The sequence below is a fragment of the Leptolyngbya sp. GB1-A1 genome, assembly GCF_039962475.1.
Classification (GTDB): Bacteria; Cyanobacteriota; Cyanobacteriia; order Elainellales; family Elainellaceae; genus Leptolyngbya_A.
The window spans coordinates 1-10,692 of sequence record NZ_JAMPLI010000087.1; the positions used below are offsets into that span (position 1 = coordinate 1).

12 protein-coding genes and 2 pseudogenes are annotated in these 10,692 nt (G+C 48.3%); 4 read left to right on the forward strand and 10 right to left on the reverse strand.

What is annotated here, in order from left to right; genetic code table 11:
• Positions 1-286 precede the first annotated feature (286 nt).
• Positions 287-577 (reverse strand): annotated as a pseudogene (locus tag NDI45_RS29435) (type I restriction-modification enzyme R subunit C-terminal domain-containing protein); the annotation flags it as partial.
• Positions 578-904: 327 nt separating this feature from the next.
• Between NDI45_RS29435 and NDI45_RS29440 the strand changes: the two are divergent.
• Entirely contained in the window at positions 905-1,213 is a 309-nt protein-coding gene (locus NDI45_RS29440; protein WP_348249913.1) for a hypothetical protein, read from the forward strand.
• Positions 1,214-1,673: 460 nt separating this feature from the next.
• Here the strand turns inward: NDI45_RS29440 and NDI45_RS29445 are convergent, their stop codons facing one another.
• Both NDI45_RS29445 and NDI45_RS29450 read right to left on the reverse strand, forming a co-directional pair.
• Positions 1,674-2,474, reverse strand: a complete 801-nt coding sequence (locus NDI45_RS29445) for a hypothetical protein (protein WP_348249914.1) — start codon at positions 2,472-2,474, stop codon at positions 1,674-1,676.
• Positions 2,475-2,724: 250 nt separating this feature from the next.
• Positions 2,725-3,324 (reverse strand): GNAT family protein, encoded by a 600-nt coding sequence (locus tag NDI45_RS29450; RefSeq protein ID WP_348249915.1) that lies wholly within the window; start codon positions 3,322-3,324, stop codon positions 2,725-2,727.
• Between the two features lie 655 nt (positions 3,325-3,979).
• Here NDI45_RS29450 and NDI45_RS29455 point away from each other — a divergent pair.
• Positions 3,980-4,087 (forward strand): annotated as a pseudogene (locus tag NDI45_RS29455) (type I restriction endonuclease subunit S); the annotation flags it as partial.
• Here NDI45_RS29455 and NDI45_RS29460 read toward each other — a convergent pair.
• Both NDI45_RS29460 and NDI45_RS29465 read right to left on the reverse strand, forming a co-directional pair.
• Complete coding sequence (locus NDI45_RS29460; RefSeq protein WP_242067379.1) at positions 4,038-4,271, reverse strand: DUF1016 N-terminal domain-containing protein; 234 nt, start codon at positions 4,269-4,271, stop codon at positions 4,038-4,040. The pseudogene NDI45_RS29455 and the gene NDI45_RS29460 overlap by 50 nt on opposite strands.
• Positions 4,272-4,426: 155 nt before the next feature.
• Complete coding sequence (locus NDI45_RS29465; protein ID WP_242067378.1) at positions 4,427-4,666, reverse strand: hypothetical protein; 240 nt, start codon at positions 4,664-4,666, stop codon at positions 4,427-4,429.
• Positions 4,667-5,326: 660 nt separating this feature from the next.
• Here NDI45_RS29465 and arr point away from each other — a divergent pair.
• Positions 5,327-6,070: an NAD(+)--rifampin ADP-ribosyltransferase gene (arr, locus tag NDI45_RS29470; RefSeq protein WP_190792360.1), complete on the forward strand. Its 744-nt coding sequence runs from the start codon at positions 5,327-5,329 to the stop codon at positions 6,068-6,070.
• Positions 6,071-6,146: 76 nt separating this feature from the next.
• Here the strand turns inward: arr and NDI45_RS29475 are convergent, their stop codons facing one another.
• Positions 6,147-7,145: a tyrosine-type recombinase/integrase gene (locus tag NDI45_RS29475; protein WP_190792359.1), complete on the reverse strand. Its 999-nt coding sequence runs from the start codon at positions 7,143-7,145 to the stop codon at positions 6,147-6,149.
• Positions 7,146-7,426: 281 nt separating this feature from the next.
• Here NDI45_RS29475 and NDI45_RS29480 point away from each other — a divergent pair, with 281 nt between their 5' ends.
• Positions 7,427-7,600, forward strand: coding sequence for a hypothetical protein (locus NDI45_RS29480; protein WP_190792358.1), 174 nt, complete (start codon positions 7,427-7,429; stop codon positions 7,598-7,600).
• A 699-nt stretch (positions 7,601-8,299) separates the two neighbouring features.
• Here the strand turns inward: NDI45_RS29480 and NDI45_RS29485 are convergent.
• The 4 genes from NDI45_RS29485 to NDI45_RS29500 all read right to left on the reverse strand — a co-directional run.
• On the reverse strand, positions 8,300-8,947 hold the full coding sequence (locus NDI45_RS29485; RefSeq protein ID WP_348249916.1) for a HupE/UreJ family protein: 648 nt from the start codon (positions 8,945-8,947) through the stop codon (positions 8,300-8,302).
• Positions 8,948-9,141: 194 nt separating this feature from the next.
• Positions 9,142-9,516 carry a nitrile hydratase accessory protein gene (locus tag NDI45_RS29490; protein WP_348249917.1) on the reverse strand — a complete coding sequence of 125 codons (375 nt, stop codon included), beginning with the start codon at positions 9,514-9,516 and terminating at the stop codon, positions 9,142-9,144.
• Positions 9,517-9,596: 80 nt separating this feature from the next.
• On the reverse strand, positions 9,597-10,226 hold the full coding sequence (nthA, locus tag NDI45_RS29495) for a nitrile hydratase subunit alpha (RefSeq protein WP_348249918.1): 630 nt from the start codon (positions 10,224-10,226) through the stop codon (positions 9,597-9,599).
• A 27-nt stretch (positions 10,227-10,253) separates the two neighbouring features.
• Positions 10,254-10,692, reverse strand: a 439-nt coding sequence (locus NDI45_RS29500; RefSeq protein ID WP_348249919.1) for an SH3-like domain-containing protein, incomplete at its 5' end; no start/stop codon positions are given.

A 10,692-nucleotide genomic window follows, 5' to 3' on the forward strand; every position in this document is an offset into this window, starting at 1 on the left:
TCACAGTCATCGTCCTGGATAACGACTCAGTCCATCGCAGCAAACTGAGTCAACAACAGCAACAACGTTGGCAACAGCAGGGGTTGCTTCTATTTTTCTTACCGCCCTACAGCCCATAAATGAATCGGATCGAGAATGAGTAGTTGCATCTCAAACGGAATGAATTAGCGAGTCGAGTGTTTGACGATGAGGTTGATTTAGCTGATGCCATCATGGAGGGTATTGAGAACAGGGGTAGGAACGGTCAACACTCAGTAGAGCGTTTTAAGTTTAATTAGGTTCTCCTACTTAGAACGTTATACAGCTCGCTTTTTTCAGCGTCAATAAGGTAGTTAATCTCGATGAGTTGGTCTTGTCCATAGCCTTTCTCCGTTAGTCCTTCCAAGAGAGCTTTCCGGGTGTCGGGGCGGCTCCACAATGCCCGTAGCTCGTCGTCTCCGAATAGCTCTGGGATTTCGCCAAAGAGGCGTTCCACAAATTGAGCAGCGGTCATGGGTTTACCATCTGGACTCCAGAAGCTGGTGGACATCTGGTGCTGAAGGGTACGCTCTTTGCCGTCAGCTAGCCTGATTTTGATGATTCCAGGGCGACGACGAGTTGCTGAGCTTTCATCGGTATCATCGCTTCCGTTGCTAGTGCCTGTGAGCGTGTTGTGTTCGTCTCCTGTCGCGCGGACTTGTCGAGAGAGTGACTTGTACAGATTCTTAAGGCTCACCATCCCATTCAGGGTCGTTTCTTTTACACTCCCAACTGCTACAAAGCACTCGACTTGCTACATCGCACCGCTACCCACACCTCTTTTGGCTGGCAAGGGCAATTGCCTCAGTTCAGAAGTCCGTAATTTCACCCTTAGCAAATTGACTTGGTATTAAATAGAACTGAGAAGTCCTTAAAGGAGTGTTCTGTGAAAAAACTACTGGTGATGAGCGGTATTGCTTTGTGTAGCTTAGTTCTGTGCTTGCCTGCTATTGCTCAAGACATAGGTGTGGATGTGTACGAAGACGGCAGCGCGACGGCGGTGGATAGCGAGGGCAACGCGGCCTATGTCGATGCAGACGGCAGCGTCACGACCGTGGATAGCGAAGGCAATGTGGAACATGAAGATGTCGATGGCAGCGTCACTGTGATGGACAGCGAGGGCAACATAGGCTATGCCGATGAAAACGGCGCCGTTGGCATCAGTGCCGATGGGGATGTCTTTGTAGAAGAGTAGGAATCTCAGAGCGATCGGACGTCTTAGTTCTTGGGTTTGCGAGGAGGGCTGATCGTCATTTTGAAACTTGGCCGAAAAGAAACATTGGGCGAATTCTTGTAGTATGCCTGAAACGCTCGCTGCTTTATCAAGCCTAGTAAACGTGCTGCCGAACTGACTCATTTTCGGCAATCGTAGAGGTGGTAATGATGGAGTTGAACTGCAATGCCGTCTTGGCCGCCGTGCGGTTAACAGGCGGCATCTGTTCCAACGATGTGTTGTGTCGCGCCGATACTAGGGTTTTCAAGCACTAACATAGTTGCACCATGCGCTGACACAACAATTGCTTAGACTGAATCTTTCCGCCTAAAATCCTAATTTGGCGATAAGGCGGAAAAATTTAGTCTAACTACCCCTTCGATCGCATCCATCAAGCCGCTTCTCATCAAGTTCTGGAAAAACAAATATAGATTGCGGATGCTCACTTTTCCTCAACGGCGGGTCTGGTATCAAGCAAGTAGGGAATCACGCCATACTTGCGGGGAGTTCGTTCCAGTTTTCCATTCACAGCGGCAACATCCGCCTTACTGCGATCGATCTCACGGCTCTTAAGCAACCAGTAAGCCGCAAACGTCCAGATGCCCGCAACCTCAATAAAAAACACCGTGCGCGTGCCAAAGGGACGAAGCTGAAAAAACTCCAGCACGGCAACCACCAGCGGAAATACCCACATCACCGTACCAATGATGCGATACCACCGTTTGTAGAACTCCCTCGCATCCGAATCTTTAATCAGCGGTAGCGTATCGCCAGACCGGAAAATACAGACATAGCCGATCGTCAGAAAAAATAGAATTGCGGCAATTCCATGAACCGAGACTTTTGGGCAGGTTACGCCACAGGTCCAGTCCATTGGAAACATTGCGACGATGATCAGCAGTACTCCAGCAATATTGAGGGCTATGTTCTCACGCCGTCCATACCCCCGGTAGAGCACCAGGAAAACGCCGATCGCCCAGAGAATGCCAACAAACCAGTTCCGCATTACCCCGTTGCCTGCAACCTCAAACAGTCCTGGGGGTTGCCCTGTCGACACAAAGGCATGGTAATAGGCACTGATTGAATCCTGAAGCGGCAGTCCATACTTGAGGATTCCCCAAACTGACAGAATTACTGGGAGCGCGATCGCCAGGTAACCAATCCCACGCCGGAGCGCACCGTAGGTCGTAACGATGTGCTCCTCAATAGAAGATGGACCCGAGGATAAACGAGTTTGAGTCATATTGAGTCACTCACTTACTTTATTTGTTTGACAGCTTGATCTGTCTGATACAACAAACCCGTCCTGAGTGAGTCCGTAGAACTTAAATAAGGTTCACATCTCCCAGGCAAAACCCCTTCAGATTGATTAGTTTTAAGTGCGATCGGGTTCGGCATCAATCCATCACTCAACAACGACCCCGTTCACCCGCCGCTATTAACTTTTCGGACTCAATCAACTATCTCTCAACGGTGGGTGTGCAACGGGATTGCTATGAGGCGCGCTCTGGTGGTTTTTCGACCAAATCCACATCATGAGGCGAGGCAACATAAATGAGTTGATCGATCCATTCTTCATTTTCGTAAAGGAAGCCACGACGAATACACTCTTTTTGCATTCCGACACTTTCCGCCAAGGCAATGGATGCTTGATTATCTAGATTAATGATAGCTTCGATCCGGTGATAACCAAGCGACTCAAAACCCGCAATTAAGGCGGCTCGAACTGCTTCTTTGCCAATGCCTTTCCGCCAATGTTGGTTATGAATTTCATATCCGATTACTGCCCACTGGTAGTTGTCACGTCGAATTGTGATCAAGTCAACGTTTCCAAAATGCTGCCTTGTACAGCGATCAAAAATTCCAAAGATGAAGAAGAGATCAGATAGAGCTTCTTGTTGATGTCGCTGACATAGATTCGTGAACCATTCGCGATCGCAATGTTCCAAGCTCACCAACCCATCGTCGTATTGATGCTGGCTTTCCATGCGTCCAGCAAAGCCAGCAATCCAATAATCGTAATCACCTGGCTGCTGAGGGCGAAGGATTAGGCGTTCGGTTGTGAGGGTCAATTTCCAGACCGTTTCAGCCATTATCTACACCAGTGCAACTCGCAAACTTGCTTAATTTTATCTTGGTACTGAGTAGCAACAGTCCTCATCTAAAACCTGAGCCGCATAACTTTCATAGACTGAATTATTCTGTCGATCCACCTATTTTAGAGAGTGATATACAGAATCGTTCTGCCGATTCATCCAGTTTCGGGAGATCGGCAAAATAATTCTGCATAATAAGCTCATTTAGGCGGAGCGACAGAGACTTTCTGTTTATCTTTATACGTAGTATGGATGTAACTTTAGGTATATTTTTTACATAGTATATCTTCCCTACTCATTCCTTTCATGCAGCCACCTCCTAAGTTGGAGTGTGGTTCCTGCGGCTGTCATCAAGCGATCGCCATCGGGGTGGAAACTTACCCCCACACCCAGGACTTGAAATCTTGCCAGGTTCTCAAGCATGCTCCGGTATGAACATTCCAGGGATTCACGATCAAGTCTTGCCCTCCACTCGCCAGCATTTTGCCATCGGCGCTAAAGTTTAGCGCGCGAATCCAATCGTTATACGCATGGAGGATGTGAATAGGCTGACCAGTCTGACTATTCCAAAGGCGAATTGTATGATCACCACAACTGCCCGTTAATAGGGAGCCATTTGGGCTGAACTGCACGGAAAAAACGTGAGAAGTATGCCCTTAACCAATCCATCCCTGCTAAAGCCTTTCGAGGTGAACTGGTTAAACAAGATCCTAATGATGAACCTGCCTCAGTGTTGCTCGATCGAATTCGGGCAGAACGAGAAAAAGCGCAAGATCAGATTCAGGTTTAGGAAGTAGCCGCTGGAAGTTAGTGACCGTGCCACCCAGGCGATTACGCAGGTTCGTTTCAATTTGTAGAACCAGGACATCCCGGCTCCAGCCATTTTCAATCGCTTGCTCAGCGTACCAGAGCCGTTCAGCGGGGTCTTTGAGCTTTTCAAGCAGGCGATGTTATGTCGCCAGAGCAATTGTGCAACGCTGTGTTGCACGACTTCTTCGTCAGGGTAGGCCTCGGCAAGGGTTCGCATGTATCTGAGGTTGCGAAAGGATTTGAGCGATCACCCCTCTCTCGACCGCTACTCAATTCTGGGCAAGGTCATCTACTCAACCCTTCCTTTGTTTGCCTGACGACTTCGACTCCTCTGTCCTTTTGTGCCTTTGCTGCCTTGTTGCACTCTCTCAGGCATTCCAGATTGATAGCAAGGTTCTCTAAACTGCCGATATTGAGAAGCACACAAAACTTGCCCTCGAGCAATAATCACCTGCCACTCTGCTTCAATCGGCTTTTCTGGTGCGACAACAACCAGCAAGTTTGGGTCTTCCAAATAGTGGCGTTTCATAAAATTGTCTAAATTAGTCAGTTCTCTGAGGGAATAAAGCCCACCTGCAAAAGGCTTAAGCGGGCTGTTCGGGCGAATAAACAAATGTTTGCTCCCCTGAAGATCAACAGGCAGTTGAGGATTATCAATATTGGAAGAGAACAATTCTGACAGGGGTAAAATCTGCCCTTCTGCATTCAACAGCTAGGGTTTGAGATGGGGATAGTAGTGGGTGCAGTAATACTGTTCAATCGTCCCGATGATTCCTGGTGTCCAGGATAAACCGGAATTCTGGATTTGTTGAGCGATGTGAAGTGAGCCGTAGAAAATGAGGCACTCTGTTGAAGAAAAGAAGCGTTGATAATCTGTGTTGCCTCTGGTGTAGTCAATAATTTTGACATTGTGTCCTTGCTTTTAGATCTCAGATGCCAGCGGAGTCATAGAGCAGCCAAAAACACCGTCTTCTAAAATCCAGTTAACCATCTAGCTACTCTCGTTCCAGTTATGGATGTATCTACTGTAGCTTTTAGGCGATCGTCCCCCAACCCTTCATTGCACCAGACTGTTGAGGGTGATCGGATAGGACTAAGGCTACTGGCAGCCGGTGAATGTCGCCATTAGCGGTAGTTGCGATACACTTCTTATTGCCGATAATGTCTAACAATTAAGAGGCAAATAATTATGGAATTCAACCCAAACAACAATGTTGTTAAACTCTGCCTTCAAGGTATGGGCATGGAAGAAAAAGGCAAACCTGAAGAAGCAAGTGAATTTTTTCTTCAAGCCTGGAACGAAGCGACAAGCGACTTTGAGAAATTTATTTCAGCTCATTATGTAGCCCGACATCAAAAGAATGTTTCCGACAGATTAAAATGGCTCGAAACGGCTTTGGAGTTTGCATTAAAAATAAATAACGACTCCGTTAAGAGTGCTTTCCCTTCTTTATATTCAAACATTGCCAAATGCTATGAGGACTTAAGCAACCCTGACAAGGCAAAAAAGTGTTATGAATTAGCAACTTCGTTTAAGGATAAACCTTCTGACAAAGGCCCCTTTTATCATGGAACGAAAGCAGATTTGCAGGTTGGCGATTTGCTGACAGCGGGGGGCAGTTCTAATTACAAACCTGAACTCAAAATGAATCACATTTATTTCACAGCCCTTGTTAATGGGGCGGGACTAGCTGCTGCATTAGCAAAAGGCGATGGACGTGAATATGTTTATATCGTTGAACCGACAGGGGATTTTGAAAATGACCCGAATGTTACAGACAAAAAGTTCCCGGGCAATCCGACACGCTCATATCGCTCCCAAGCGCCATTAAAAATCATTGGCGAAGTAACAGATTGGGTGAGACAAACACCTGATGAACTCCAAAAATGGCGTGAAAAGTTGGCCAATAACAAAGGAGAGATTATTAATTGATTTCTGAGATGCCCACATCCTGCTCATAAAACAACGAGCCGTTGCGAGAGGGAACTGCCGCCGCTGATGTGGGGCGTTAACTCTTCTCATCACTATCCTCACCGATCGCCTTGAGATACGCCTCAGCCGCTGCCTGCTTAAACACCCCTTTCGTGTACCGTTGAAACACGCGATCGCTCTTGATCCCCATCAACTCCTTCCCAAACAGGGGATCAACACCCCGCCGTGTTACCTCTGTTCCAAACGTGTGGCGGAAGCGGTGTGGATTAATGTCTTCTACCCCAGCAACTAACCCCAGCTTTCGCACCATTTTGTGCAGCCCTTTGTAGCCTAACCTCTGCCCCTTATTCTTCGGGTCCTGCGCTAGAAACATCGGACTCTCCGGCAGTGGTTCAAACACCCCGCCCTGCTGCCGTCGCCACTCTAAATAAGCTTCCAGGTACGATCGCGCCTCCCGGCTCAACGGCAACTCACTCACGTTCTGCCCCTTGGATCGATGCACCTTCAGCATCTTGCCGTTCCAATGCTCCACATTGAGAGCAGACGCTTCTGATGCTCGCAGTCCATGACTCAGCACTGCCACGATCGCCCGGTCGCGCACCCGTGTTGCATCATCAAAACTCAACGCTTCCCATAGCAGACTCAAATCCTCCGTCTCTAGATGATCTGCCTGGGGTTCCTCCTGCCGCTCCAGATCGATTGCATCCGTAGGCAACGGTTGATTCATCGGATAGCCATTGCTCCGGCGGAGCCAACCATAGAACGATCGCAGCGTATTCAGTACATGATTAATCGACGTGGGCTTCAATCCCTTCGACTTTAGCTCCCGTCGATATTTCCCAATGTCGCTGGGGGTGACGTCTAGCCAGGACTTATTGCACCAGGCAGCAAACCGAACTAGTTGTCCTCGGTAAGCCCGCTGTGTATTCTCCGCCTTGCCGGTCTGCCGCAGGAACTCCTCGACTTGCCAGTGACGTAAATCCGGGGGTTCCGATCGCCGAGGTTCCTCCTTCTTGCCGCCCTCAAGGGGCACGATCACGATCGGGAGGATGGGGCTAGGGGGGGAGTCAGGCATGGTTGGAGCAGAAGTTACGTCGATATCAGGTAGAGATAAGCGAAATCATCTCTATCTAACAATTCTAAGACAACTTTCATGTCCAATCTTCTCAAAGTCTCTCTAATCAAGCCTTTGAAGGCAATCGGGATCATGCTAAACCTTGCTCAACTTGATGCGTGTCAAAATAAGGTCAAGCATTACGAATCTGACACGCATCAAAACTGAAATACCCAGACCTGAACGCCAGACTCGTAGAGCTAGAAACCGAGATTGCTGCCCTTCAAGCAGCGGGAGAGAGCTTGCTCAATGCCCGGATTGACTCCTCAGTTCCAGGTGGGACAACGGTGCGAGGGCAACTCTCAGTTCAGTATCGCTTGAGAGTGCAGGGGCAGAAGGCGCGCTACTTGAAAGTGTCCCAAGTGGCAGAAACGCGAGCGGCGATCGAGCACTGTAGCTTGAGTAGCATCAACTAAGGTTGCGTCGCAAAGATTTTAGGGAATTATATAAATGTTTGTGTCAAAGGCCAGGAAATGAGAGCTAATGAACGACTAGACCCAAGGCACTCGCACTATGACTTTTCGACCTGAACTGCTCGATGAATTGCTCAAAGGCTATGAGACTTCCGAAGACCTGCTGGGGGATGGAGGGATACTCAAACAGCTAACGGCTGTTTTGGTGAAACGCTGCTTGAACGCGGAAATGAAAACCATCTGGAAGAGCAACAGGCGGAGCCTACAAGCCAAAGCAAACCCGTTCGTAATCGCGGCACTGGGCACAGCGAGAAGACTATCAAAGGAGAGCTTGGAGAGGCTCAAATCAGCGTCTCTCGCGACCGCAACAGTAAGTTTGAACCCATCATCGTTAAGAAGGGACAGACCCGCTTTGACGGCTTTGACGACAAGGTCTTGTCCCTCTATCCCAGAAGCATGAGTACCCGCGATATCCAGGCACAACCGTAAGACCTGTATGGCGTAGAAGTCTCAGCTGGGTTGATTTCTAATGTCCCCAATGCCGTCGAACAGGAGCGTAAAGTTTGACACAATCGAGCTTTGGATCCGGTTTATCCCATCGTCTATTTTGATGCCCTTGTGGTCAAAGTTAGACAGATGGACGGGTAGTTAACAAAGCAATTCACCTGGTATGAATAGCTAACGCATAACAAAAATGTCCCACTAGTTTAGAACTACGCCTGAGAGAAAAGCTACTCCAATTCCAGCCAGTGTAAATCCAGCAAAGCGTAAATTCATAGTCTGCTGTTCTCTACTCCCTCCCATTCCCTCAACGGTGAGATAAACACCAATCGCTATAGCCATTTGAATGGTCGTAAACCCAACTAAGTATGCCAGCAAAGGGAACATCTCTGAACCAACTACAGCTTCGCCATAGGCATAGCCATGGAACAACCCTGCTACGGCTGCAAGGGCGATAACCACTCCTGACGGTAGGGAATTTTTCAGAGCTAAGAGTAGCCCAAATAGCAATACTGAGGCGGAAATGAAAAATTCAGGGGCAGGCAAATCAACATTCAATAAATGCACAATTGTGCCAACCAAAGAAGCAACGACAAAAGAAATTGGAATGAGCAATCCCCGCTGAAATACAACAGCCACAAACCCTACAGCAATCACAAAGGCTAGATGGTCAGGTCCAATTACTGGATGCCCCAGACCTGATAAAAAACCTTCAAAAACATTGGCAGGGGCTTTATCCCAAAAAGGATGGTGAGCCAGAGCCGGAGAACTTGAAAGTAATAAGCTGGAACCAGTCAGTCCACAGATTACCAGCTTTCGATTCAACAATGTGGAAAATTTAGCGTACATCGGGGTTGCTTCCTAAGTGTGTCTTGTGTATCGAGAACTGCAACTGTCATGAGTCGCAAGCTAATTGCCTGACACGTTTCTAATGCAGACCGGATAAGACAGAGTGAAACCCAACATTAGACATTAGCTTGAGGTACGTTGAGTTTCGCTATCGCGCAATCAAACCTAGCAGGTATCAAGCCTTTTAGACATTTTCAGTCAGCCGAGTTTGCAGCATTTTCATGGCAACGTTCGCAGTTCAGTAGAACGTCTAGCTTTTCATCGAGTTCTGCTTTGTCTATCAGACCGGCTTCCAGCACCAGCTTCTCTAAAACGGCATACCAGCGCTGGTAATAATCCCAGGTGGAGTCGTTCAGGTCGTGCTCTGACTCCCATTCGCTGATGGTGGCAATCAGGTTCTGGCGAAAGTCTTCCCACTCGTAGTGCCCCTTTTTTGACAGCGCAATGGCGAGGGCAAAGGCGACCTGCTCCCAACTGCGACTGAAGGCAAGCTGCCCATTCTTGCGGGGAGGAGATTCTTCACTGCCCATCAAACTGGAAGCAGCAAAATGTTCAAATCGAGTAAACATGGAAGTTTCGCCAGTAAGTAAGGTAGGGGTGGTAATAATTGTCAAATACAATAGGGTAAGAAAACCGCAGGACTGACAGTCTAGGGTGCGGTAACTTTTGCCACGCCCATCATTGATTCTGGAGTGACTAAAGACGCCAGTTCTTCTTCGCTCATGTGATCAGTACCTGGAGGTTTTTCGGGCAGTACCCACCAGCGAATTTGCCCGCTACTATCCCAGACGCGAATATCTACGGAGCCGTCTAGATCCAGACCGAACTCCTTGAGTACCTTTCTAGGTTCACGGGCAGCTCTAGCCCGAAAGGTGGGGTCTTTGTACCAGTAGGGGGGCAGCCCCAGAGTTGGCCAGGGGTAGCAGGAGCACAGCGTACAGATAATCAGGTTGTGGACTGAGGAAGTATTCTCAGCTACCCGCATATGTTCACCCTCTGCTCCAGACATACCCGTTGTCATGCCCAGGGAAGTACAGGCTGCATTGCAATCTTTAATCAACAGTTCCTTAAATTCTGGATTGACCCAAGCTTTGGCGACCAGTTTAGCCCCATTGAAAGGTCCCATTTGGGAATCAAAATATTCCAAAACTTTGTTGACGGTTTCGCTACCAATAATGCCCTTTTCAATTAGGAGGGCTTCGAGTGCTCTGACTTTGGCGGCGCTTTCCAGCTCACGGTTGGGGCTGTAGCTAAACCGCTCATCTCCAGGAATTGACATAGATACCTCATTTCAAGGACATTAAGACTAGGCTGCTTCGAGATAGATTTCAAACAAATCAGCATAGAAGGTTGAACCAGGCTCGGCTAAATCTTCACCCCAAATGTCTTTAGAGTCGAAGCGGACGCTGTAACTAGGCTGAGCTAGTTCCAAACCATCGGAAGGACCCGGGAAATAGGCGTAGCAACCTTCGTAGACCAGATCGATCACCCCAGGTTTGCCACGCAGGTGACCGGGCAGCCGGGTATGTTCTGCCACCGGCATGTCTTTAACAACCACGCCATCTCCTACGGTAAACTTCGGTTGAATGTCGATATCTCGTTTTGGGGAATCGCCAAGCTGCAAATACTTAATAGACTTGTCGGGAAATAAGCAAGAATAGAAGGCAGAAATGGGATAAGCAAATGCTGGATATTGAACGGGTGCTGACACAAGACCGCTTGCTGCGCGCTTTAACTGGCTTGAA

Excerpts from the sequence above, each read along its gene's own strand:
- NDI45_RS29445 (WP_348249914.1), bottom strand. The coding sequence starts at position 2,474 with ATGACTCAAACTCGTTTATCCTCGGGTCCATCTTCTATTGAGGAGCAC.
- NDI45_RS29450 (WP_348249915.1), bottom strand. The coding sequence starts at position 3,324 with ATGGCTGAAACGGTCTGGAAATTGACCCTCACAACCGAACGCCTAATC.
- NDI45_RS29465 (WP_242067378.1), bottom strand. The coding sequence starts at position 4,666 with ATGAAACGCCACTATTTGGAAGACCCAAACTTGCTGGTTGTTGTCGCA.
- arr (WP_190792360.1), top strand. The coding sequence starts at position 5,327 with ATGGAATTCAACCCAAACAACAATGTTGTTAAACTCTGCCTTCAAGGT.
- NDI45_RS29475 (WP_190792359.1), bottom strand. The coding sequence starts at position 7,145 with ATGCCTGACTCCCCCCCTAGCCCCATCCTCCCGATCGTGATCGTGCCC.
- NDI45_RS29485 (WP_348249916.1), bottom strand. The coding sequence starts at position 8,947 with ATGTACGCTAAATTTTCCACATTGTTGAATCGAAAGCTGGTAATCTGT.
- NDI45_RS29490 (WP_348249917.1), bottom strand. The coding sequence starts at position 9,516 with ATGTTTACTCGATTTGAACATTTTGCTGCTTCCAGTTTGATGGGCAGT.
- nthA (WP_348249918.1), bottom strand. The coding sequence starts at position 10,226 with ATGTCAATTCCTGGAGATGAGCGGTTTAGCTACAGCCCCAACCGTGAG.